At 41.5% G+C, this 24,951-nt stretch carries 23 protein-coding genes; 13 read left to right on the top strand and 10 right to left on the bottom strand.

The annotated features are described in order from the left end of the window. The gene (locus tag EAH55_RS23390; RefSeq protein WP_112569097.1) at positions 1–555 is read left to right on the top strand and encodes a hypothetical protein; all 555 of its coding nucleotides are present in this window, start codon (positions 1–3) and stop codon (positions 553–555) included. An 88-nt stretch (positions 556–643) separates the two neighbouring features. Here EAH55_RS23390 and EAH55_RS23385 read toward each other — a convergent pair whose 3' ends face one another. The 3 genes from EAH55_RS23385 to clpB all read right to left on the bottom strand — a co-directional run bounded on the left by EAH55_RS23385 (position 644) and on the right by clpB (position 5,611). Continuing rightward, positions 644–988, bottom strand: coding sequence for a phosphoribosylpyrophosphate synthetase (locus EAH55_RS23385; protein WP_112569099.1), 345 nt, complete (start codon positions 986–988; stop codon positions 644–646). Positions 989–1,162: 174 nt separating this feature from the next. After that, positions 1,163–2,776, bottom strand: a complete 1,614-nt coding sequence (locus EAH55_RS23380; protein WP_208644920.1) for a hypothetical protein — start codon at positions 2,774–2,776, stop codon at positions 1,163–1,165. Between the two features lie 219 nt (positions 2,777–2,995). Continuing rightward, positions 2,996–5,611 (bottom strand): ATP-dependent chaperone ClpB, encoded by a 2,616-nt coding sequence (gene clpB / locus EAH55_RS23375; protein WP_121811807.1) that lies wholly within the window; start codon positions 5,609–5,611, stop codon positions 2,996–2,998. Positions 5,612–5,761: 150 nt separating this feature from the next. Between clpB and EAH55_RS23370 the strand changes: the two genes are divergently transcribed. Beyond that, the gene (locus EAH55_RS23370) at positions 5,762–7,102 is read left to right on the top strand and encodes a sensor histidine kinase (protein WP_121811806.1); all 1,341 of its coding nucleotides are present in this window, start codon (positions 5,762–5,764) and stop codon (positions 7,100–7,102) included. Between the two features lie 12 nt (positions 7,103–7,114). Here EAH55_RS23370 and EAH55_RS23365 read toward each other — a convergent pair whose 3' ends face one another. Continuing rightward, positions 7,115–8,536, bottom strand: coding sequence for an ATP-dependent DNA helicase (locus EAH55_RS23365; RefSeq protein WP_121811805.1), 1,422 nt, complete (start codon positions 8,534–8,536; stop codon positions 7,115–7,117). A 57-nt stretch (positions 8,537–8,593) separates the two neighbouring features. Here EAH55_RS23365 and EAH55_RS23360 point away from each other — a divergent pair, with 57 nt between their 5' ends. Further along, positions 8,594–9,067 (top strand): hypothetical protein, encoded by a 474-nt coding sequence (locus EAH55_RS23360; RefSeq protein WP_121811804.1) that lies wholly within the window; start codon positions 8,594–8,596, stop codon positions 9,065–9,067. 1 nt (position 9,068) lies between these two features. Here EAH55_RS23360 and EAH55_RS23355 read toward each other — a convergent pair whose 3' ends face one another. Beyond that, positions 9,069–9,419 (bottom strand): hypothetical protein, encoded by a 351-nt coding sequence (locus EAH55_RS23355; RefSeq protein WP_121811803.1) that lies wholly within the window; start codon positions 9,417–9,419, stop codon positions 9,069–9,071. Then, a complete protein-coding gene (locus tag EAH55_RS23350; protein ID WP_121811802.1) occupies positions 9,416–9,781 on the bottom strand; it encodes a hypothetical protein in 366 nt (121 codons plus the stop codon). The genes EAH55_RS23355 and EAH55_RS23350 overlap by 4 nt, the downstream gene beginning before the upstream one ends. A gap of 207 nt (positions 9,782–9,988) precedes the next feature. Between EAH55_RS23350 and EAH55_RS23345 the strand changes: the two genes are divergently transcribed. Genes EAH55_RS23345 through EAH55_RS23335 form a run of 3 tightly spaced genes read left to right on the top strand, consistent with a single transcriptional unit; the run spans position 9,989 to position 12,335 of the window. Beyond that, a complete protein-coding gene (locus EAH55_RS23345; protein WP_121811801.1) occupies positions 9,989–10,801 on the top strand; it encodes a DUF3822 family protein in 813 nt (270 codons plus the stop codon). Further along, the gene (gene rsmD / locus EAH55_RS23340; RefSeq protein ID WP_121811800.1) at positions 10,777–11,313 is read left to right on the top strand and encodes a 16S rRNA (guanine(966)-N(2))-methyltransferase RsmD; all 537 of its coding nucleotides are present in this window, start codon (positions 10,777–10,779) and stop codon (positions 11,311–11,313) included. Before EAH55_RS23345 ends, rsmD begins: the two co-directional genes overlap by 25 nt. A 14-nt stretch (positions 11,314–11,327) precedes the next feature. Then, the gene (locus EAH55_RS23335) at positions 11,328–12,335 is read left to right on the top strand and encodes a hypothetical protein (RefSeq protein WP_121811799.1); all 1,008 of its coding nucleotides are present in this window, start codon (positions 11,328–11,330) and stop codon (positions 12,333–12,335) included. Between the two features lie 16 nt (positions 12,336–12,351). Here the strand turns inward: EAH55_RS23335 and EAH55_RS23330 are convergent, their stop codons facing one another. Next, positions 12,352–13,104, bottom strand: coding sequence for a DeoR/GlpR family DNA-binding transcription regulator (locus tag EAH55_RS23330; RefSeq protein ID WP_121812427.1), 753 nt, complete (start codon positions 13,102–13,104; stop codon positions 12,352–12,354). A gap of 59 nt (positions 13,105–13,163) precedes the next feature. Here EAH55_RS23330 and nudK point away from each other — a divergent pair, with 59 nt between their 5' ends. Continuing rightward, on the top strand, positions 13,164–13,739 hold the full coding sequence (gene nudK, locus EAH55_RS23325) for a GDP-mannose pyrophosphatase NudK (protein WP_121811798.1): 576 nt from the start codon (positions 13,164–13,166) through the stop codon (positions 13,737–13,739). A 120-nt stretch (positions 13,740–13,859) separates the two neighbouring features. Further along, positions 13,860–14,321 (top strand): pantetheine-phosphate adenylyltransferase, encoded by a 462-nt coding sequence (gene coaD / locus EAH55_RS23320; protein WP_121811797.1) that lies wholly within the window; start codon positions 13,860–13,862, stop codon positions 14,319–14,321. Here the strand turns inward: coaD and EAH55_RS23315 are convergent. Next, positions 14,290–14,928, bottom strand: a complete 639-nt coding sequence (locus EAH55_RS23315; RefSeq protein ID WP_121811796.1) for an NUDIX hydrolase — start codon at positions 14,926–14,928, stop codon at positions 14,290–14,292. The two genes, coaD and EAH55_RS23315, sit on opposite strands and share 32 nt — an antisense overlap. On the opposite strand from EAH55_RS23315, the gene pyrE reads away from it, so the two are divergent. From pyrE to EAH55_RS23300, 3 genes are all read left to right on the top strand, one after another. Continuing rightward, positions 14,927–15,586: an orotate phosphoribosyltransferase gene (gene pyrE / locus EAH55_RS23310; protein WP_121811795.1), complete on the top strand. Its 660-nt coding sequence runs from the start codon at positions 14,927–14,929 to the stop codon at positions 15,584–15,586. The two genes, EAH55_RS23315 and pyrE, sit on opposite strands and share 2 nt — an antisense overlap. An 83-nt stretch (positions 15,587–15,669) precedes the next feature. Continuing rightward, positions 15,670–16,065 (top strand): SRPBCC family protein, encoded by a 396-nt coding sequence (locus EAH55_RS23305; protein WP_112569129.1) that lies wholly within the window; start codon positions 15,670–15,672, stop codon positions 16,063–16,065. Between the two features lie 376 nt (positions 16,066–16,441). Next, entirely contained in the window at positions 16,442–18,070 is a 1,629-nt protein-coding gene (locus EAH55_RS23300) for an ABC-F family ATP-binding cassette domain-containing protein (protein WP_121811794.1), read from the top strand. 67 nt (positions 18,071–18,137) lie between these two features. On the opposite strand, the gene EAH55_RS23295 is transcribed toward EAH55_RS23300, so the two are convergent. Further along, entirely contained in the window at positions 18,138–18,314 is a 177-nt protein-coding gene (locus tag EAH55_RS23295; protein ID WP_154402355.1) for a hypothetical protein, read from the bottom strand. Between the two features lie 254 nt (positions 18,315–18,568). On the opposite strand from EAH55_RS23295, the gene EAH55_RS23290 reads away from it, so the two are divergent. Continuing rightward, on the top strand, positions 18,569–22,915 hold the full coding sequence (locus EAH55_RS23290; protein ID WP_121811793.1) for an IPT/TIG domain-containing protein: 4,347 nt from the start codon (positions 18,569–18,571) through the stop codon (positions 22,913–22,915). Then, a complete protein-coding gene (locus EAH55_RS23285) occupies positions 22,912–23,619 on the top strand; it encodes a hypothetical protein (RefSeq protein ID WP_121811792.1) in 708 nt (235 codons plus the stop codon). The genes EAH55_RS23290 and EAH55_RS23285 overlap by 4 nt, the downstream gene beginning before the upstream one ends. A gap of 212 nt (positions 23,620–23,831) precedes the next feature. Here the strand turns inward: EAH55_RS23285 and EAH55_RS23280 are convergent, their stop codons facing one another. Beyond that, entirely contained in the window at positions 23,832–24,923 is a 1,092-nt protein-coding gene (locus EAH55_RS23280; RefSeq protein ID WP_121811791.1) for an acyltransferase family protein, read from the bottom strand. Positions 24,924–24,951: the final 28 nt, after the last annotated feature.

Raw genomic sequence — 24,951 nt, 5'->3', positions numbered from 1 at the left:
ATGACCCGCGACGAACTTACCCAAAAAATTGCGAATACCATAGGCAAACTTAAGGTACTTGAGTTGAGCCGGATTTTAAGGGAAAAGCAATTTGATTTACATGATTTGATTGACATTACCTTTCATCCTGATAAACCGCTCGCCTTCCGCGCTGCATGGTTGCTGGAAAATATGTTCCTGCAAGATCCCGGTGTTTTTACTCAAAACCTTGAGTATTTAATCGAACGCATTCCGCAGGTAACCAACCCAGGCTGTCAAAGGCACTATGCCAAAATACTGATGCACGCTACCGAAGAGAAGGAACAATCGCCTGTAAAACAAAAACTGAACACGCTTAACCTTGAGCCAGCCGTTGAGCAGCTTTTTGACTGGATGATAAATTCCAAGGTAAAAATAGCGGTGAAAGTATTTGCAGGCTGGGCTTTACTTAATTTAAGACACCGCTATCCCTGGGTGGCTGATGAGTTACCGGCCCAATTGGAATTTTTAATGCGCGATGGTACTGCCGCTATACAATCGGCAGGAAGAAAAATGCTACAGGAGCTAAACTCCTAAAAAAGCCAAAAGCCGACAACAAATATTAAGGCTGTCCCTACCACAATATCTGTTACCGACTTTTAACTTAAGACTTTAAACTAATGACTTAAGCGGTTGGCCTGTCTTCGCCATGCAGGTTATGGCTTACCATGTAATGATGCAATTTGGCATCAATGGCCGATGTGCTGTCATTAGCATAGGTGCCGTAGGCGTTTACAAGCACCCCTTTTAAGTTATATTTTGATGATGACACCGCGTACACTATCGACATATCTGACGGATTACTCGCGCCTTCAAAGCGGTAAAACTCGTCTATCTCAAAATCATCAGCTGTCATTTGTATATCTTTCTCCTTATCGTCAATGGTATCGCCATCGAGGCTAAGGTTGGCAGTATATCCTCTCTTCAGGAGGTCGTTAGTGGCATCCACTAAAGTTTCGTAATTTTTCATGGTGACGTTTTTGTATAGGTAAATAAAAAACGATCTGATTGATCACCTTTTAATATATAACCTAAAAGGCAACTGACTTGTTTGAACCAGAGAAATAAAAAAGTCCCGCTGCCATTGGCAACAGGACTTAAACTAACAATTGAAACTTACCCTTTCGGGAAAACGTTTATTAATTTATTGAGCTTTAGCCAGCCACAATGATGCATTTAAGTGGAATGATGAGTGTGAGGTGTAACCCGACGGAGCATCACCAGACCAGCCATTAAACAAACTATCACCTGTATCGCCAGTGCCGTCATCAGCATCAGAGCTATCACCAATCCAAACTACACGACCGCTTCCGTAGGTAGCCAATAAAGCCATTGCATTAGCATTGCCACCATTGGTAGCACTATTACGCCAGAATAAGCCCTGTACGCTTGAGTTATTGCCTGGGAACAACGTTGCTGTTGAACCATCATAGAAAGCCATTTTTGAGGCTGTACCAGCTGCGCCGTTCAATACTTTTTGAGCGTCGGCATTTGAACCGGTATACACGTTAGTCGATGGGCTTTCATTGATATCAACGTAGTTAATGTTAAAACCAAAAGGGTTATTGTTGTTGATACCATTGTTGGTCATCAAATCGTTCCAAACCCTTGGCGAGTCATAACCATCACCATCACGGTCTGATGGATTATAGCCATTAGCATCTGTACCGGCTGTAGTAGCCGCGGTATGATCTGCAATCATGAATAAACCGCCGCCGTTAGCAACAAAGTTCATGAGGGCAGTTTTTTCGGCCGCAGTAAATAAACGATTAGGTTCGCAAACCACAAATACATCATAGTTGCTCAAATCCTGAGCACCACCGCCACCGTAAGTAATAGCTGTACCCACAGGTAACGATTCAACCAACTCACCACGTTTTACCAGCTCTACTGCCCAGGCAGAAAGTGCGCCTTTCCAATAGGTTTCTGCAGTAGTAGAGGTAATGCCTGTGTATGATGGTGTAGGGATACGCTGAGCTTTGGTTTCGGTAGTAGTGCCGCCAGTGTAGATAGCAACCTGTTCGGTGCCGTCGGCGTCAATCTGCCAGTCGGCGCTACCTGCGTTTTCAAGGTGACTTGCATCAAACAGGAATTTCTTACCAGTAAGTACGGTACCGCCACCACCGCCTGTACCACCGCCAGCGTTATCATTGATAGTGATATCATCTATGTTGATACGATTGCTACCGCCTGTAAGCTTACGGATCTCTAAACGTACGTTACCGGTTTGAGTAATGGTAAATGTTGATGTGGCAAGTGTTGCAGTAGTTGTAATTGCCGAACCTGATTGAGTCCAGCTTGAACCGCCATTAGTTGAGTAGAACAAGCCCCAGGTGCTTGGAGTGTCACCATTGTAAGTGGCACTTTTAATGGTTACAGTGCTGATACCCGTAGTAACATCAAACAACATGTTAATTTTACCGGTGTTACGCACGCGGGCGCTCCATGAACCAGCTTTTTGATCGGCAGCAAGATTACCGATCAGGGCGTCGTACATGTTCCATGAACTGCCCGATAAAGTAACATTGTCGCCGCTTGATGAACCGGTTGGAGATACGTCATAAGCAGTTTTAGGACTGGTTGAGCCAACTTCAAACCCCTGTGTTAAGGACACAGCTAAGGTTTTGATTGTTTTAGTGCTGGTAGTTTGGTCAGCATCTGTTAGTGCAGGCATCTGACCATTTTTTTGGCAACTTGCCAGCATGCCGGTTGCGGCAGCGGCCAATACCCACACACGCAGGTTAGTAAGCTTTAGCATAATGATTTTTTAGGTTTTAATGTATAAGTTAACAATATTAAATTATACGGTAACCCATTAGAAATGTTAGGCATAGTTTGTTTTCATTTCATTAACTTATCGTTAATCAAAAAAGTTACAACAGCTATCCCTCACCATTTTTATTAGTAATACCAAATAAAAAAAGAGCGACCCGTAGGACGCTCTTTTCATTATATATAGAGTTATTGATAGTTGTTTTTATTTAGCTGCTTCGGCAACCTTTGGCGTGTTCAGGAACACAAACTGGTTATCAAACGTATCTATTTTGATGGTGCTGTCTTTATCAACTGTACCAGCCAAAATCTGTTTACTCAACTCGTTCAGGATCTTTTTCTGAATAACGCGTTTCAACGGACGTGCGCCAAATTGCGGATCATAACCTAACTGAGCTAACCAATCCAAAGCTTCGTCAGACGCTTCAATAGTTACACCCATTTCAGCAAGGGTATCCTGAACCTGTTTAAACTGCAGCTTAACAATGTCATGAATCTCGTCTCGATTAAGCGGAGTAAACATGATGATCTCGTCTATCCTGTTTAAAAATTCCGGACGGATAGTTACCCTTAACAGGTTAAACAACTCGTTCTTGGTTTTTGCTACCAGTTCATCACGGTTGGTATCTTCCAGGTTCTGGAAGTTTTCCTGGATGATGTTTGAGCCAATGTTTGAGGTCATGATAATAATGGTGTTTTTGAAATTCACCACACGACCTTTGTTATCAGTTAAGCGGCCATCATCCAATACCTGCAACAGGATATTGAATACATCCGGGTGAGCTTTTTCAATTTCATCCAGTAGAACCACGCTGTAAGGCTTACGACGCACGGCCTCCGTTAACTGCCCACCTTCATCATACCCAACATAGCCCGGAGGCGCTCCTATCAGCCTTGACACAGCATGGCGTTCCTGGTATTCACTCATATCTATCCTCACAAGCGCGCCTTCGTCATTAAACAAGTACTCGGCCAAAGCCTTAGCCAGCTCGGTTTTACCTACGCCGGTTGTGCCTAAAAAGATGAACGAACCTATTGGCCTGCGCTTATCCTGCAAACCTGCGCGGCTGCGGCGGATAGCATCACTTATTGCTTCTATCGCTTCTTCCTGTCCGGCCACACGTTTATGTAGTTCGGCTTCAAGGTTAAGCAGTTTCTCACGTTCGCTTTGAATCATTTTGCTAACCGGTATGCCTGTCCAGCGGCTTACCACACCAGCAATATCGTCGGCGGTAACTTCCTCTTTCAGCATGCGGCTGTCGCTCTGATTTTCAAGCAGGGCAACTTTCAGCTTTTCAACTTCGGCCTGAGCTTGTACTATGGTGCCATAGCGTAATTCAGCTACTTTACCATAATCCCCTGCGCGTTCGGCCTGTTCAGCTTCCAGCTTATAATTTTCTATCAGCTCAACCTTGGTGTTGATGCCATCAACAAGGTCTTTTTCACCTTTCCATTTGGCACGTAACGAATCACGTTGCTGAGAAAGATTAGCTATTTCTTCACTTAATTCGGCAACCTTGCGGTCGTCTTTTTCACGCTTGATGGCTTCGCGCTCAATTTCAAGCTGCATGATGCGGCGCTCCAATTCATCAACCACTTCCGGTACCGAATCCATTTCCAAACGAAGTTTTGAAGCTGCTTCGTCCATCAGGTCGATAGCTTTATCCGGTAAAAACCTGTCGGAAATATAGCGTTGTGACATTTCGACAGAAGCGATGATAGCTTCGTCTTTGATCCTAACTTTGTGGTGGGTTTCATAACGCTCTTTCAAACCACGTAAAATTGAAATGGCATCAGCGGCATCAGGTTCTTCAACCATCACCTTTTGGAAACGACGTTCCAATGCTTTATCTTTTTCAAGATATTTCTGGTATTCGTTAAGCGTAGTGGCACCAATGGAGCGGAGCTCGCCACGTGCCAGGGCTGGTTTCAGGATATTAGCAGCATCCATAGCGCCTTCTCCCCCACCGGCTCCAACTAATGTGTGGATCTCATCGATAAACAGGATGATCTCGCCATCACTTTGGGTTACTTCTTTTACAACGGCCTTTAATCGTTCTTCAAACTCACCTTTGTATTTGGCGCCTGCTATCAGCGCGCCCATATCAAGCGAGTATACCACTTTGGTTTTCAGGCTCTCAGGCACATCGCCTTTAATGATCCTGAAAGCAATACCTTCGGCAATGGCTGTTTTACCAACGCCAGGTTCGCCAACCAGAATAGGGTTGTTTTTAGTACGGCGTGAAAGGATCTGGATTACACGGCGAATTTCATCGTCGCGGCCAATAACCGGATCCAACTTGCCAGAGCCTGCATATTCATTCAGGTTACGGGCGTATTTGTTAAGGGCATTGTAAGTAGCTTCGGCGTTTTGATCGGTCACTTTGCTATCGCCACGTAATTCGATGATGGCTTTTTTCAGGTCTTTTTCATTCACACCCGAATCTTTAAGCATGGTGCTCACTGCACCACCGGCTGCCAAAATTCCCAGCAGCACGTGCTCAACCGATACAAATTCATCCTTAAATTCCTTTAAATATCCTGTGGCTTTTTGCAAAGCCGAATTTGCTTCAGACGAAAGATATACATTGCTCCCGCTCACTTTAGGGAACGATGCAATCTGCGCATCAAGCGTATCGTTTAACCTGTTCAGGTTAACGTTTAATTTCTTTAATAAGTAGGTAATTACGTTTTCATCAACCAGCAGCAAGCCTTTAAGCAGATGTGCGGTCTCAATTGCCTGCTGTTGGTTACCAACAGCAATTTCAGAAGCCTTCTGCACGGCCTCCTGAGCTTTTATGGTAAAGTTGTTAAAATTCATAGTGATTAGTTGTGATCAAATTATCGGCCATTTAACCTATAGTGAAAAAATGTCATTCAATTACAAAACCGAATGGCGTTTTGTCATATTCCTGTTACATAAACCAGAAATAAATTCATAGTTTTGTTATAATCTATGCTATAATATCAGGTGAATACCCATTTCTTTTTTAACAGCCTTCCGATAAAATACCGTTCGCAATACCGCGACTACTATACCTACCAAAACCTGGTGGCTATAAGAGGCGCCAGTATGATATTTTTGGTGCTCAACGTAATTATCCGCGCCCTTTACCTCGTGTTCCCGGTTAGTTTAACAAAGGCTCAAAATTTCCCCGAATTTAGCTTCAGTAATTGGGTTTTTATTATTGTTACGCCTATTTTTCTGATAGCAAGCAATCTTTTTATAGCAAGTTTCAAAAGCCATAAAAAAGCAACAACAGGTATGTCGCTGCTTGTGTTTTTGTTTTCGCTTTATATTATTGTTTGCGGCATGTACTCAAGCTTTATAGCCACATCTGATCCAAGCAACGCACTCACGTTATATCTTGTTGCTTTGAGCCTGATCAGCGTAATATTTGTTTTTGAATACTATGAAACTATATTGCTGCTTGTAGCCGTTGAAGTTTTTTTTACCTCGCTGTTATTTTACAGCCAAACCCCGGCTACTGATATGCTGTACAACCAGTTGATATCGGCTATTTTGCTTTCGGGTTTTTATTTTACATCGAGGTATTTTTTCACTTACAAAGCTAATTACTATTTGCAGGTGATTGAGATCCGTGAGAAAAACGCTGAAATAGAAAAAGCCAGTGAATTTAAAAACCAGGTATTAGGCATGGTTGCCCATGACCTGCGTAACCCTATAGGGGCGGTCGAGTCTATAGCCATGATGATGGAGCTTGATGAGGTAGATGAAGACACGCAAGACAACATCAATATGATGAAGGCATCATGCGTAAAGGCCAGGAGCATCATTGATGATTTACTGGAGGCTGCCAAAAACGAAAATATAGCTATTTTTCAAACACAAAATACTGAACTAAACCAGTGGCTAAACAATATTGTAAGCCAATGGAACTTACAACAAGGAAATAAGGTTAATGTGCTGTTCATTAGTCATACAGCTGCTGTAAACGCGCATATCAACCACGAAAAATTCCATCGTGTAATTGATAATCTGATCAGTAATGCTGTAAAATTTTCGAAAGACCTTGACCGTGTGGATATACGCCTGGCTAAACAAACAGATGTAGTGACTATCGAGGTACAAGATTACGGTATGGGCATTCCGGCTGATATACTTCCGGAGATCTTCAACCGGTTTTCAAAAGCGGGCCGTACTGGTTTACGCGGCGAAAAGTCAACGGGGCTTGGTTTGAGCATAGTGCGCCAGATTATCGAAAAACACAATGGCATTATTACCGTTACCAGCACCGAGGGACAGGGATCAACCTTCAGAATCACGCTGCCGGCAACTAATCCATTTTAAGGGCCGGCGTAATTATTCTTCCTTTGACTTATAAAACCTGTTATCAAAGTTTACCAAAAACAATTCGGTAGTGGCACGGGTGAGCGCAGTATAAAACCAACGCAAAAAATCCATATTGATCATCTCGTCGGTTACATAACCCTGATCAACAAAAACAGCATCCCACTGTCCGCCCTGAGCTTTATGGCAGGTAATGGCATAAGCAAATTTTATTTGTAAGGCATTGTAATAAGGGTTAAGCTTCAACTCGTTGTGCATGGCCCGTTTATTGGGCAAATGTTCATAGTCCTTCATTACTTCCTGGTAAAACAATTTTTGATTTTCCTGGCTCAACGTCGGCGAATCGGCATAAAGGGTATCAAGCAGCACCTTACAATCAAGCGTAGGGTCTTCGGCATAATCAATAAATTCCAGTTGCACGTCGGCAAAGCGTAAGCCATACATTTCTTCGGTGCGCCGTACTTTTATTATCCGGGCAATATCACCATTGGCTATAAAGGCAGTGCTGTTTTCGTCCTTATCCTGCAGCCAAAAGTAATTGTTCTTCACAATCATGATCTGATCGCCTCCGGTCAGTTCCTCCTCGCGATATAAAATGCGGTTACGTATTTGCCCGTTATACAGATTGGCATTTTTATTTGACCGGCAAATAATGAGTGTACGATCATGCCCATATTTACGATATGCATATTCCAATCCTTCGGGCAAACGCTCACCCGTCATCCTGAACACATCCTTAAACCCTTTGGTAATAATTTGCGGAATTTCGATGATCTCTTCACGTATCAGATCGCGAATATTGGTGGCATTAAATAAAATGCCCGAGTTTTTTTGCTGGCGCAATACTTCAGTAAGTTCATAGCTGAATATCGACAATCCAAATTTATCACCCATAAGCTGCCCATCAAGCGCGGGGCTGTTGTCAGCCCCTACCGGAGGCAATTGCGCTGTATCTCCTACCAATATTAGCTTACAATTTTTATCATTGTAAACATACCTCAGCAAATCAAATAGTAACGAAACATGGTTGCTTCCCATTGCTTCGTCGGAGATCATAGATGCTTCATCAACAATAAAAAGGGTATCACTGGCCAGGTTATCGGCAAGGGCAAAACCATCATCGATAGTTAATGCTGATTTTTTACGGTAAATACGTTTATGGATAGTAAAAGCTTTGCGCCCCGAATAATTGGTAATAACCTTAGCTGCCCGCCCGGTTGGGGCTAACAACACTGCTTTATAGTTATAATGCCTCAGTGCTTTTACCAATGCCCCCACAATAGTTGTTTTACCTGTACCGGCATAACCTTTCAAAATAAAGCATTCATCGCCATCGGTACTTTTTAAAAAAGCATGCAGCTTACCAAAAAGTTCGGTTTGCTGGCCTGTTGGCTCGTGCGGGAATGACTGACGGATATGATCGGGAGTTGACACCCTGCAAAAATGAGGATTAGTAATTTAATTCAGTAAGATTAGTTTTACATTTGAGCCATGGAATTTGACGAAAACAAAGAGGAAAGCTACCAGGAAGACGATTTTGTAGATATATATTCAAAGCGGGCCATATTTTGGTTTTCGTTTTTCAATTTTATATTTGGGGGAGTACTGCTCATTATCAATTTGTATAATGCAGGCTACAAAAGGGCTATTCCACCGGTTATAGCTTTCATGGCCGTGTTTTTTTACGGATCAAACCTGGTTGTAGCTTACTCCGGCATTAATTTAAAGCTTGTTGTTGATGCCTTAAATGTAGCTTCAAAAGGCGGCCAACCTACCCCTGACCAACTTAAAGCAACATTTTTGTTAGCGGGTTTAAACATTGCAATAGGAATTATAGGAGCATTGATACTTACCCAATATTTCTTCAAAAAATCATTCCCCGATAATGATTATTATCCAAAGCCCGTTTTAAAACCGATATTGGTTATGATAACACTCTATTTTTTGCTTAGGGTGGTTATGTAAGTTATTTATCTGTTTCGGATTCCATACGCCCGGAAACACTGATATTGCTTTGTGTTGAATTGTACATATTTCGGCTTTCCAGTTTATAATTGGCGGGAGTTTGACTATCATTCATTACTATTTGAGCATATTTCTTACAACTGTCAACATTACGCGTTCTACTATAACATAAAGCTATATAATAGGCTGTTTTATAGTTGCGGTTAATCTTATATGAATATTTAAACTTTGCAATTGCACCGGGGAAATTCTTAGCTTGTAAAAAAGCAAATCCTTCCTGATAACTTTGCTCAAAAGTTTCAGTTTGCGAAACAGAATAAATGATCAATAAAACTAAAATTAACGTTTTCATTTTTTATCAGGTTTTGGTAAAGGGTCGAAATCAGTTGGTATAGCTGGCGTATACAAATTGGATGGGGCAGAATTTTTATTAATCTCATAAGGCTTTTCTACTTTAATAGCAAAAGCAATAAGTATTATTCCTAATAAAACAAATAGTAATCCGGGAGATGAACTAACCAATCCGCCTTTAACTCCATGATAACCTGCTGAAAATTTAAACTCACCTTTTACTCCGCTGTTTATTAATTTGTATCCTAACCTGATTGTTAAATAGCCGAAAAGAAAACAAGCCATTTTCATTGTAAAAACCAGTATAACCGGCAGATAAGGCAGTATATCCATAACTATAGCGTGTTTTATAAATATAAGCATAATTTACTGATAGTCAACACCAAAACAGAACAAGAAAATATACTGATGTAGTAAATTCATTATTGCAGAATAACGCTGTGAGATAATATTATTGCTTTTTAAAAAGTAATAGTTATGCTTGAAGAATTAATATTTTACCGATTTATACTGCTACGTTTTCTGAAAACCGCACAGAAATTAAAAAAATGCTACTTTTGTTAAACAGGCATGAACGAACACAATTATACCTACCACGACGATAACTTTAGTTTAGATAGAACTGAAGACTATGTTTTATTAATTCAGGTTGAAAACAATTCGTTTTCATATGCAATCACCGAAAATGGCAAACTAATAGCCTGGGCCGAAAATTATCCCTTTGATGAACTGAGCGATCCACAGGAATTGCTTGATCTTTTATCTGCCAAATACAGGCAAATGATCATTGGCTTACCCGCCCATAGCTTTACCCTTGTACCAACAGCGCTATTTTCGGGCGAACGGCTGCCAAATCTGGCCCGTTTCCTGGATACAAAGCCCAACAGCAAGGTTTTGGCTCAAGTATTAGACAGCGAAAATATTATTGTATACAACACCAGCGAAACCATTGTAAATGCCGCCGATGATTTTGGCATACGCAATACTGTTTACACATCAAAAGGCTGGTTAACTGCTATCGCGCAGAACAATCCTGGCAATAACAACCTCTACCTCAATATTGAAAAAGACAAAGTTGAGATAGCGCACTTTTCGCAAGATAAACTGCGCTTTTACAACTCGTTTGATTTTAATGGGGATGACGAGCTCGTTTACTTTGCCGTACTGGTAGTTAATGAACTTAACCTCGATGCTAAATACACCAGTCTGTATGTTAGCGGCAACATTGAAGCCGACAGCAAAAGTCTGACTCGCCTGGCAGAGTTTTTTGGAAAGGCCGAAGTAAACAGCTTACAGGTATTACAATTACCATCAGAGGTTATTGCACACAGGGTATTATCTATATCGGCTCTTTCATTATGCGCATTATCGGAGGTAGTTTAAAAGGTTTGAGGCTTAATCCGCCTAAAAATCTTCCTGTTCGCCCCACAACCGACCTTGCAAAGGAGGCTTTATTCAATATCCTGCTTAATCAAATTGAGTTTGAAGATATTAAAGTACTTGACTTGTTTAGTGGCACCGGTAATATCTCCCTTGAGTTCGCTTCGCGCGGGGCATCTGAAGTTATCTCTGTTGACAGGAGCATTCACTGTGTTAATTACCTCAAAGACACATCGCGCCAGCATAAGCTTACACAGATAAAAACTTACCGGGAAGATGTATTTAAATACCTGAATGTAGAAACCGAGCAATACGACCTGATATTTGCCGATCCGCCGTATGACCTGAACAGGATCCCTGACTTACCGAAAGTTATTTTTGAAAAGAATTTGCTTAAGCCTGATGGACTGTTAATAGTTGAACACCAATCGTTGCAAAATCTGAGCAATCATCCGGCATTTGTTGAACAAAGGAAATATGGCCATTCATCTTTTTCTTTTTTTCGATACCCATAACCTAAGCTTCATTCATGAAAAAAACCTTGACCTTCATTTTAGTTTTATCCGTAGCAAGTTGTTTATTTAGTTGCCGTTTCGGTGCCTGGGGGAGCTGGAAAAATGATAAAATTGACCCAGATTTGAGGGAAGAAATGGCTACGTTAAATAAAAAGCTTATTAAGGCTATGGCCGAAAATAACACTGCGGGAGTAAAGCAACTTGCATCACCCGCATTGATCCAAAAGTCGGAAGCCGGCTTAGATTCTGTTGTTGCACAATACCATACAGCGGTTAAGAATGATAACTATGAGATCATTGATGAATATTACACCAAAAACGTTGCTGCCAACAATAAAAACACCTTGGTTACAAGTGACAAGGCCGAAAACAACTACACTGTAGACTATCTGGCTTTGAACGCGGAGATGTACGTATCCGTATTAAAGGTAAAGCTACCCACTTTTAGTGCCTTAGTACTCGCCGTTTATGGGCGATACGATAACGGCTGGAAACTTAATATATTAAACCTGGGCAATTACGAAGTACTTGGAAAAACTGCCCCCGAATATTACAGTGAAGCCTTTACGCATTATCAACAAAAGGATATTATCGATGCCATAGATATGATATCAATTGCATCTGAAATTGCGCAGCCAGGTGGTAAGTTCTTTAAATACAAAGAAGAAGATGTGATGAAGAACTTTTATAACAAAATTTTAAAGGAAGCTAACAATCAATATAAATTACCATTAGCGGTAAAACAATTAAAAACTGCCCCGCAGTTATTTTCAGTAAGCCCTCAATTCATTAACGATCCTGCAAAAGCTGGTGTATTTCCGTTAATAAAATATAAAAGCAACATCAAACTTACGGATACCGTTGCCTTAAACGCCGAGAATCAGGAGTTGCAAAAAGTGATCGGTTCAGTATTTAAAGGAATTGATAAAAACAATAAACATATTTTTTACTTCGCTTTTAACGAGATACCAACCGGCAGTGCACTTGCCAAACGCTATGGCTTTGTGCAAGACATTAAGTAAAAAACTAATTGCACATTTACCTTTTTGTACTTAGCACAGTTACACCATTTCTTTTAAGAAAAAGCAGGCTATCCTCGTCCCCATTAGTAATAATGGCGCTAATCAAATTTAATCCTGCAAAATTAAGGTAGGTTTCTTTTCCGATTTTGGTGGCGTCGCACAAAATATAGGTATAAGCGCTATTAGCGGCGAAAGAGGAAGTAATGGATGCTTCGTGTTCGCTATTGGCAAACAGCCCGGCTTCTGAAATACCATCAATACCTAAAAAAGCCTTGATTGCCCGGTATTTATTAATATGCTCGATGGCTGTTGTGCCGTGTACAGCTTGCCGCTCTTTGTCCAGTTCCCCTCCTATTATATTGACACTTACGGCGCAATCCTGAAGTTCATATATCACAGGTAATGAATTTGTTATCACCTTTATCTTCTTGTTTTTAATGAACTGGCAAAGTCTGAAAACCGTGCTGCCACAATCCATAAAAATAATATCGCCATCGTTAATTTGCGCTGCAGCCAGGCGACAAATAGCATCTTTAACGCCTGCATTTTGTGCGCTTTTATTCACAAAACTATGCGGCCTTTCAAGAGGGTTAACTTTTGTAGCTCCGCCGTGGGTACGATAAAGCAAACCATCTACAGCCAATTGATTCAGATCACGCCTGATGGTGATTTCCGAAATATCCAACTCAGTTGCCAATTGTTTAATATCAACCTCTCCCCTCTGATTGAGTTGCTCAATTATTTTTTGTTTTCTTTTAGGAAAGTTCATTTTATTTATTTTAATTCGTTCAAAAATAATCATTATCAATCACAAACGATCAAATAAAAATGAATCAAATAGAAATTCTTAGTACTGATATTTTATCAGATAACTGGTATACACTGAAAAAAGTAACTTATCAGGTTTATGAAAACAATGGAAATACTTCGGTTCAAAGTCGCGAGGCTTATGACCGTGGCAACGGCGCAACCATTTTGCTTTATAACAAGACACAGCAATCTGTCATATTAACCAGGCAATTCAGGCTGCCGACCTATATTAATGGCAACCCTGATGGAATGCTGATTGAATGTTGCGCGGGCCTGCTTGATAAGGACAATCCGGAAGACTGCATCCGTAAGGAAACTGAAGAAGAAACTGGTTATAAAATAACTGATGTGAAAAAGGTTTTTGAGGCATACATGTCGCCGGGCTCTGTTACCGAAATCCTTTACTTTTTTATAGCCGAGTACAATAAAGCAATGAAAGTTAGTGACGGCGGTGGCCTTGCACATGAAAATGAAAATATCGAAGTTTTGGAATTACCCTTTAGCGAAGCCCTGCAAATGATACAAACCGGTGAAATAAAAGATGGTAAAACAATTATGCTCCTGCAATATGCGCAAATAGCGTCATTGGTTTAGTGGAGATATTGAATGGTCGCTTTTAAGACAAGTCGGCCGGTAATTAAATAATAGCTGGGCAACGCGAAAAAAATACTTTTTCACTTAAGCAACCAATCAACAATTCACTAATTTTACTGCATGAAGACAGCCCTTTTTCCAGGTTCCTTTGATCCCATCACAAAGGCACATGTTGATATTGTTAAGCGATCTGTTGAGTTGTTTGATAAATTCTATATAGGCATAGGCGTAAACAGCAGCAAGAAAGGGCTCTTAACTATCGAACAGCGCGAGCAAATGATCAGGGCTGTTTTTGAGCATGACGAACGGATCCATGTAATAGCCTACGAAGGGCTTACAGTAAATTTCTGTAAAAGCATAGGTGCTGCATACATGATCAGGGGCATCCGTACCGTATCCGACTTTGAATACGAAAAGGCTATAGCGCAAATGAACCACTCCTTGGCTCCCGATATTGAAAGCATATTTATAGTAAGTAAACCAGGCTATTCGTCCATAAGCTCAACCATTGTACGTGAAATCATCAGGTATAACGGAGATGTAAGCCAGTTTATTCCGAAAGAGGCATTACCTTATTTGTAACCAACTTTTCTTCATGGAGTACATCCATTATAGATGGAAATGTATTTTCAATTATCGGCTCAATGTGCTCATGCTCAAACCAGCGCACATCGGTAATACCCTCTTCTTTTTGAGGTTTTAGCTTTTCTTTGCCTTTGCTTTTCATGGCAAACCAATGTGTTTTCTTTAGTACAACTTCACCGCGGTTCACATAAACGTGGTAAGTTTTACAAATTTTTTCTCCCAGTTCACTAACTTTTATGCCACACTCCTCTTCTACTTCGCGTACCGCTGCTTCTTTTACCTTTTCGTCTTTTTCTATTTTGCCTTTTGGTAAATCCCATTTATCGTTGCGATAAATGAATAAATACTGCCCCTTAGTGTTCATAACCAGGCCACCGGCCGCTTCAATAAGTGTAATATTCTTCTTAATCACTTTTAAATATACCTTGGCGTTAGGCGTTTTTATGTAAAACAGTTTATTAGGATTAGCGAGGATCCAGGTGTATATAATTTTCAAGTCAAAGGTCTCTGCATCAAGCCTTTCAAAATTATCTGCATGCTTTGGTTCAGATTCTGTGAGCAGGATAACCTTTTCGTTAATATAAATTCTGTATTTTTGAGCCATGTTTACTAATAATGAGATCGAACAACAAGTAGCCGAATTCCTGCTGCAAATTAAAGCAATTAAATTACAACCCAATAATCCTTTTACATGGGCATCGGGCTGGAAATCTCCAATTTACTGCGATAACCGCGTTACGCTTTCTCATCCAACCATCCGCACCTATATCAGGCAGCAGCTGGTTGCAGCCATCCAGGACAAATTTGGTTCGGTGGGCTGTATAGCGGGTGTGGCTACTGCTGGTATTCCGCAGGGAGCTTTGGTAGCACAAGAATTAGGACTTCCTTTCATCTACGTACGCTCAAAACCTAAAGAACATGGTACAGGCAGCATGATTGAAGGTGATGCTCCTACTACATCAGGCAAACGTGTTGTGGTAATTGAAGATTTGCTTTCAACCGGCAAAAGCAGCTTACAAGCTGTTGAAGCTTTGCGTGCTGCTGGTTATGATGTTGCCGGTCTTGCCGCCATCTTCACTTATGGCTTTGATATTGCCGACGAAAACTTCAAACAGGCTAATTGCCCATATGTAACGCTGTCAAACTACAATGCGCTAATTAAATATGCAGAAGAGCACCAATTCATCAACGAAAAAGATGTAAACCTGCTTAAACAGTGGCGCGAAAGCCCATCAACCTGGGGCGAAATAGCAGCAAGTTAAGACCGCAGATTTTTTTGATTTCGATGATTTTGGTTCATTGTTAATAGTCAGCCGAATTTGTCTCAAATCTCACATCTACCAAAATGAATACATTCACAAGTACAATAAGCATTAACAAACCTTTAGCTGAGGTTTATGATTTTTTGGCCGATTTTAATAACCATCAGCAGCTAATGCCCGATAATATCCAGGAATGGATGTCTACCCGTGACGAGGCGCGGTTTAGTATCCAGAATATGGCCAAACTTGCTTTGAAAATTGAGGAACGTATTCACAATCAATTGGTAAGAATTATCCCGGCAGAAAAGCCCCCATTTGATCTTGAACTAAAATGGTCGTTATCTTTCAATAACGACCATACAGATATTTTATTCACCATTAATGCTGAGCTTAGCATGATGATGAAAATGCTGGCGTCAGGTCCGCTACAAAAACTGGCCGACCATGAAACACAAAGTTTACTTAACATTTTAAGCTAACACCAGCTTTATTGCAAAGCTTGTATTTAGTATACTTTGCGTTTTTGAGTATTGTTGATGGCTATTACCACATTGATGATAATTAAACCTATAATTAAAGCTCCCATGACCATTGTTAAATAATTTAAATAAATTGTTATATCAGTTGTTAGTCAAAGGCTGTACCACTATAGTATAATTGGTAAAATGTACCTTTAAAACGCTCCAAACGCGCTTTTAGTTTACATTCAATTATCATTTCTGTGTAATTGTATGCCCATCAGTTAATTTTGTGGGGAAAATTGCTGCTCAAAAAAATCCCCATCCATAATATCGGCGCCGTATGTCGTAAAAATGAAGTTTTTAGCTTACTTTTGCGCCAAATTAGAGGTGCAGCATGATCACGGTATCCAATCTTTCTTTACGTTACGGTAAGCGGACTTTATTTGAAGACGTTAACCTGAAATTTACACAAGGCAACTGTTATGGTATTATCGGCGCTAATGGCGCAGGTAAATCTACATTCCTGAAAATTCTTTCGGGCGATATTGATCCAACCAGCGGTTCGGTTAGTTTTACTCCGGGCGAGCGCATGGCGGTATTAAGCCAGAACCATTACGCTTTTGACGAATTTACAGTTCTTGAAACTGTGATGATGGGTCATAAGGAAATGTATGCCATAATGAAGGAGAAAGACGCCATTTACCTTAAAGAGGATTTCAGCGATGCCGACGGAGAACGTGCCGGCGAACTGGAAAACCTTTTTGCAGAAATGGACGGCTGGAATGCCGAAAGCAATGCTGCTACCCTATTGAGCAACCTTGGCATTAAAGAAGATTTTCATTATCAATTGGTTAAAGACCTTGATAATACTCAAAAAGTACGCGTTTTATTAGCGCAGGCACTTTTTGGAAAACCCGATATCCTGTTACTGGATGAGCCTACCAACGACCTGGACATCCACACCATCAGCTGGCTGGAAGATTTCCTTGCCTCATATGAAGCTATTGTATTGGTTGTATCGCACGACAGGCACTTCCTTGATACTGTATGTACCCACGTGGTAGATATCGACTTTGGTAAGATGACCATTTATACCGGTAACTATACTTTCTGGTATGAATCAAGCCAATTGGCATTGAAGCAACGTGCCGAGCAGAACAAAAAGGCTGAAGATAAAGTTAAAGAGCTTCAGGAATTCATTCGCAGGTTTAGCGCTAACGCGTCAAAATCAAAGCAAGCTACCAGCCGTAAAAAGGCTTTGGATAAGATCAACCTGGATGAGATCCAGCCATCAAACCGTAAATATCCGGGTATTATATTCAACAACCTTGGTCGTGAGGCGGGTGACCAGATCTTAACGGTTGAAAACCTGGGCAAAACGCTAAACGGCGAGGTGCTGTTTAATAATATCACCTTTACGGTAAACAAAGGCGATAAGATTTCTATCCTGTCGCAAAACAGTTTGGCGACTACCGCCTTCTATAATATTTTAACCGGCCGGGATAAAGACTTTACAGGTACTTTTAAATGGGGCGTAACCATCAACGTTGCCGACATCCCTAACGACAGCAGCGAATACTTCGACGGTAAGACCGATAACCTGATAGACTGGCTGCGCGAATACTCACCAGGCGAAAAGGACGATCAGTTTATCCGCGGCTTTTTAGGCCGGATGCTGTTCTCGGGCGAAGAGGTTATGAAAAGGTGCAGCGTACTTTCGGGTGGCGAGAAAATGCGTTGCATGTTTAGCCGCATGATGCTGCAACAAGCTAACCTTTTAATGTTCGATGAGCCAACCAACCACCTCGATCTGGAATCAATCACAGCCCTCAATAATGGTATGAAAGACTTCCGTGGCACTATACTATTCACCTCGCGAGATCACGAGTTGGTTGAAACCGTTGCAAACCGCATCGTTGAGCTAACCCCGGGTGGCTATATTGATAAGCTCATGACCTACGACGAATATATTAACAGCGCTGTAGTTCAAAAGCAACAGGAAGAGCTTTACGCCGCAGTGTAAAATAATTAATAGATAATTGAAGAGGGCCGTTGGTAAATACTATCGGCCCTTTATATTTTACACTTTATTAGCTAATCCTTGTAGCCTGTGTTTCAAGTTGATTAATGGTAGACTCGTCGCTAAACAAGTAGAAATGATCTTTAGTATACGAATACTGAACGTTTAGGCCGTTTTGGGCGATAAAGTCCTTAACTAAGCTTTCATACTGAAGCTTGTTAATTTTGAGCAATTTTCTTTTTTCCATGGGAGTAGATGTTAAGTTCCACAATTTAAGCAGCATTTATTAAAATTACAACAACAAAATCAATACATTGTTGCGAAATTTTAATTTACCACCAGGACTTATCTGTTAACATACAAATAACAATAAAACAATTTTCTTTTAAGTAAAAAACGACTGGCTTTTCCAAAGCGCTTTGCTATATTTGCCTCAAACTTAAACCGTTCTCGTTAAAAAACAACCAAACGTTTTGATAACAGAGAACCTATCACAACTGCATGAATAAATCTTTACCTAAACTCCTCGAAATATCAATAACCCATTACATTAAACATTGTATTGCTTTCTTTATCCTGACGCTTTTCGGAATACAGTTACATGCGCAAGCGCCTATAATTGCCAGTATTTCACCGGCCTCTGGACCGGCGGGCACTATAGTTACCATTAGTGGTAAAAACTTCAATGCCAACGCGGCGCTGAATGCCGTATTTTTTGGCGCAGCCAAAGCAACATTGAAATCAGCTACTAATAGCGCTATAACTGCTATTGTACCTGCCGGGGCAACGTTTCAGCCGGTTGCCGTTACTACTAATAACCTAACAGGATACTCGGCCAGGCCATTTATTGTTACTTATGATAACGGCGGTAACGTATTTACAACCCACAATGCATTTGCCCCCAAATTAAACCTCCCGGTAGACGATAATAATTATACAGGATCGGTTACTACTGCCGATATCAATGCCGATGGCAAGCCCGACCTTGTAGTAACTACAACAGGCCTGGGCGGTGGCGTACGTATCTATAAAAATAACGGCAGCAGCACAAAGCCCTTTGGCCCTAATGCTGATTGTTTCATCAGTAATGACATAGATCCTATAAAGGTAATAGCTGCAGATTTGGATGGTGACGGATTGCCCGATCTGTCCGTTGCCAATTATCGGTCACCAACATTCACTACATACCTTAACACAAGCAGTGGCGGACAGATTTCCTTTGCCAAAGGCATTACTTTTGGCAAAGAACCGATAAGCGCCTTCGGTCTCCAGGCGGGCGACTTTGACCTTGATGGTAAACTCGATATCGCAGTGATTGACCAGGTAGGCGATGTAGTTTCTGTATATAAAAACACAAGTAAACCCGGCGCGCTTTCGTTTGACCCTAAGATTGATTTTGTAACCGGTGCTGCTCCATTTGATGTTGAAATTGTTGATATGGATGGCGATGGGCGTGCCGATATTGTTACCGGCAATCATGAAGGTGCTACAATTTCCGTTTTAAGAAACACCACATCCGGTTCATCTATTTCGTTTGATACAAAAAAAGATTTTCTTGCCGGCAATTCGCCCTATAATATAGCCGTTGGCGATATGAACAACGATGGCAAGCCCGACGTTGGAGTAGTCAATCATCCTTTTTTTGGTGAAATGAAAACGGGTTGTGGCCTACGCAATACAAGCACTCCCGGCAATATATCATTTGACACCAAGGTTGATTTTTATACGGAATTATACTCCGACGACTTGGTAATGAACGATATGGATGGCGACGGCCGGCCGGACCTTGCTTTTCTTGATCACGATAGCGGTACAGCGAAATTGTTATCCAATAAAAGCACGGGCACCGCCTTAGTATTTAGCGGCCCAATAAGTTTTGATGCCGGCCAATACCCGCTGGGCATTGCTGTAGGCGATGTTAATGGCGACGGCAAACCCGATATCGTCGAATCCAATACTTATTATGTTTCGTTATTAATCAATCAGTCAGGATTACTTACTCCCGGCATTACGTCATTTACGCCACAAATTACAGGCGAAGGCAAAACCGTTACCATTACTGGTGTAAACCTTACAGGTACATCAGCAGTTTACTTTGGGGGCGTGCCTGCCACAAGTTTTAATGTTGAATCGGCCACAAAGGTCACGGCAGTGGTTGGTACCGGGCGCTCGGGCGACATTACGCTTACCACACCTTACGGTACAGTAGCACTCAATGCCTTTAACTTTTTACCTAAACCCGTTATTCAGTCACTGTCAACAAGCTCTTCGGGCGGTACATATACCGTAGTCATCAACGGCTCCGATTTTACCGGTACTACTGATGTGAGTATAGGTGGAACGCCTGTAACATCCTTCAAAATAAATTCGCGGAGCATGGTTACTGCTGTTACCAGCAAAGCACCTACTGGTAACGTTGTACTAACCACGCCAGGAGGCACGGCCACTTTTGCCTATATTGTACCGCCAACCGTTACTGCCTTTACGCCCAATACAGCGCCTACAGGTGGTGTAGTAAATATAACCGGGACTAATTTTACAGGTGCAACCGCAGTTACTTTTGGAACCTATAAGGCGCAATCATTTACCGTAAACAGTGCAACAAGCATTACTGCCACCGTAAATGCAGCAGGCAGCGGCAACGTAGCTGTTACCACATCGGGGGGCACCGGAAGCCTGGCTGGCTTTACCTTTATAAGCGCGCCTGTTGTATCTTATTTTACTCCCAACAGTGCAGGTGCAGGCGCTACAATCACCATTACAGGCAATAATTTTTCAGGAGCCACAGCTGTAAGCTTTGGTGGCGTACCTGCAAAATCATTTTTAGTTAACTCTGCAACAACCATTACGGCAGTAATCGGCCCATCGGCCAGTGGTGACGTAGTGGTAACAACCCCCGGCGGCACAGCCAAACAGACGGGTTTTACTTTCATAGCACCACCTGTTATCACTTCGGCTGATGCTACAGGTTATGCAGGTTCAACCGTTGTAATTAACGGCAGCAATCTGAAAAGTGTCACCAGCGTAAGCTTTGGTGGTATACGGGCAAAATCATTCAGTATACTTAGTGATACCAAAATAACCGCCGTACCGGGCAGTACAGGCGCAAGCGGTGATATCACCCTTACTAACGACGGCAACACAGTAAGTTTTCCGGGCTTTACCTATTTGTATCCGCCAACCTTAACTTCAATAAGCCCCACATCAGGCACTGTAGGCACTCCGATAACCATCACCGGAACTAACCTAACCGGGACTACCGACGTTCGCTTCATGAGTAGCCCGGCAACTTCTTTTACAGTAAACAGTCCTACCAGCATTACGGCTGTAGTTGGCGCGGGTAGCAGCGGTACGGTGTATATAACCACCCCGGCAGGCACCGCTAATATCAACGGCTTTACATTCATTCAGTCGCAGCCGGCACCAACACTGGCCTCTTTTGTTCCCGCTCAGGGCTTTATAGGCTCAAGGGTGTACTTAACAGGCACAAACCTTACCAACGTTACTTCGGTAACAATTGGCGGCGTGCCCGCAGCATCATTTTCAAGCGAATCCGCAACGGCACTATTTGCATATGTGGGCCGGGGTGCTGTCGGTGGCGATATAGTAGTAACCACACCAATCGGTTCGGCCACTATAAAGGGGTTTGTGGTAGTACCACCAACCGCCATAACAGGGTTTTCACCAAAAGTGGCTGTAGCGGGAACAATTGTTACCATAACAGGTCATGGCTTCCTCAATACTACCCGCTTAGGGTTTGGCTCGGTACCGGCCAAAGCATTTGTTGTGCAGGGAGATGACCGGATCACTGCAACAGTTGGTGATGGTGCTGAAGGTGACATCTATCTTGAATCGCCTGCAGGCGCCGGTTCCATCACCGGCTTCTTATTTACACCTAAACCTAAAGTTACAGCCGGTGGCCAAACAACTTTTGTAAGCGGTGGTAGCGTTACACTTTATGCCACTATCGGCACCGATTATGCTTATCAGTGGATGAAGAACGGTAAAAATATCAGTGGCGCAACACAGCAAACCTTTAAGGCTACCGAATCCGGAAATTATAGCGTTACCTTAACCCATGCCGGTATTAGCTTAACATCTGATGAAATTACGGTTACTGTCATTTATACCTTACCGGCAAGTAATTTCAAAGTATCGGCAACAAGCGCTACCTGCAAAGGCGAAAACAACGGCATTATCGGTATTACAGCAATACAGTCACTCTTCTACCAGGCTGTGCTAACCGGCAACGGGTTAAATAAGCAATATACGTTTACCAATAATTTAACTATCGATAATTTAACTGCAGGAACTTATAACGTTTGCATCACCGTTGATGGCCAGGCAGACTATAAACAATGTTATGATCTTGTGATCACCCAACCTCAGGACCTGTCGGTATTTTCATCTGTTAATAAAGCAACACAAACCGTTAACCTGAGCTTAAACGGCAGTGATAATTACGCGGTTGAGCTAAATGGTACCGTTTACCACACCACCGATAATTCTATTTCATTACCATTACGCAAAGGCAACAATAAGCTCGTGGTAGCAACAGATAAGCTTTGCCAGGGAATCATTGAAAAAACCATTGCGTTGAGTGATAACGCGCTGCCTTATCCAAATCCATTCCAAGATATTTTGAATGTTAACCTTGGTGATACCGTTGTCAGCAACTGCACCATCAGGGTATTTAACATTGCCGATGGCCGGTTATTATATCAGCAAAAATTTCATAACCAGACAGGAGTTGTTCAGCTTAGCCTGGCTGGATTAAAAAACGGAACCTATTCTTTAAACATGCAGGCCGACAACGTTGAGTCGGTTTTCAAGATCATTAAAAAATGAGAAAATTACTTACCTATATAACCATATTATTGATAGCAACAGGCTGCGGTAAAAGCGGCGGCGGCGATACTCCACCGCAACCTCCTCCAGTACCCGGTGTTTCGGCATTGCTGTTTCCGGCAAAAGACGAATTGTGTAACCAAGGCACCGTCGTATCCGCTACTCAAAGCAAAGTGGTATTTAAATGGAGCAGCGCCAGCAATGCCGATAGTTACTCGATCAGTATAAAAAACCTCCTTACCGGCGCAAGCGTCTCACAACCGGCCACGCAAACGCAGTTAGAAGTAACACTTGATCGCAACACCCCTTATTCATGGAACGTTGTTTCCTTATCATCAAAAAACACTGATGCCAAAACGTTAAGCGATACCTGGAAATTTTACAATTCGGGTCCGGGAGTAGTATCATATGCACCCTTCCCTGCCGAAGCCGTAAGCCCCGCTGTAGGCGCAAGCGTTGCCACCTCAACCGAACACACGTATAACGTAGTTTGGAAAGCCAGCGATGTAGATAATGATATCTTGAATTACGATTTATATTTTGGTGATAGTACTACACCGCCATTAGTTGCAGCCAAAATAAAAGACAGCTTTTACAACAAACTGCCGGTAAGACAAGCAACCACATTTTACTGGAAAGTGGTTACCCGTGATTCAAACGGTAATACATCTGAATCGGGATTATTTCAATTTAAGGTACTTTAGTGGATATAAATCTGGGGATTTAAATTAGTAAAGAGCATAGGTCTATGGTACCAATACGTTTTGACGTATGTGCCTTGATTTCCGCGACTTATCAAAAACAACTCACGAGGTACTTACCTTTCAGAGCATTGTGCCCAATGTCTTTTTATTTGTCAAATGCCGGACGGCAAAGGACTCAAATTTCCGATCAATATACTGCAATTGGGTATTAATTAGACCGTAACCGGAGCATTTTGCTTCTTTGAATACCTTCTGATAGTCTTTAACAAAGGCATCTCAATCCAGGAATAACATATACATCCCGCTGCCGCCAAAACCACTGTTATTATAACAAAAATCCCGTAATGGTTGTGCATGATACGTTTAAGAATAACGTCCAAAATAACAATTGAAATAAAATGTACTAAATATATTGAGTATGATGCATCCCCCAGATACACTAATGAATTCTTTATTTTGCTATTTGATTTATACGTTTCCAATGAGATGAGTCCGTAGATAATCAGGCTGTAAGGAATTCCAAAATTCAAGCTATCCATTTTGGGAAAGTATCTGAATTGGTCCATCTCATTAATCCATGATGTGACTAACAGTACCAATCCTACAAGGAGAACCGATATACCAATAGATCGTTTTCGGATAATTCTATTTTTTAACGACAAGTCAGCTATAACGCATCCATAGATAAATTCAATATTTTTTGCACTACATAAAGTCGACAACAAAGGAGAGGGAGTTACATCTATAACTTTGAAAAAGTTTAAAGCGACGAAGAGCATCCATATCCCAACTATAAGTTGAAATATCTTCTTACTTGTCAATATGTACACCCCAAAAATGATATAAAATATTATTTCAAAACTTAGCGTCCAGGCCACAGGAATAATTGGCATTTCGCTTTTTACAATATTGGTTGGATATAACAAATATGAGCGCAGAATCCCCATAAAATCCAAGTTGATCCAATTGACAATCCCTTTACCCGCAAATTTTAGCAGTAAATAATTGAGTATAAGAAAACCTGTAGTATAAAGCCAGTATATCGGATAAACTCTTATCAATCTTTTATTTAAATATTGTTTTAACTCATTTCTCTTGCCCGCATATTTAAAATTAATGTAATAGATAATAAAGCCACTTAAAATAAAGAAAAAGTCTACGCCACTCCATCCAACAATAAAAGCACCAGAAAACATCTGCTTATCTACCATAAGATTCGCATGTGCCATAAGGACCATAACCGCAGCAATGCCTCTGCAACATTGTAAATTGTAAAATATCTTGGAATTCGAATAGGTTTGCATTCGTAAATTTTGTCTGCAATGATAATAT

Origin of the sequence: Mucilaginibacter kameinonensis (assembly GCF_003675385.1) — a bacterium.
In the GTDB taxonomy this organism is placed as follows: Bacteria; Bacteroidota; Bacteroidia; order Sphingobacteriales; family Sphingobacteriaceae; genus Mucilaginibacter; species Mucilaginibacter kameinonensis.
The sequence above is the reverse complement of the archived record's forward strand: the minus strand, read 5'-3'. Positions and strand labels throughout refer to the sequence as shown.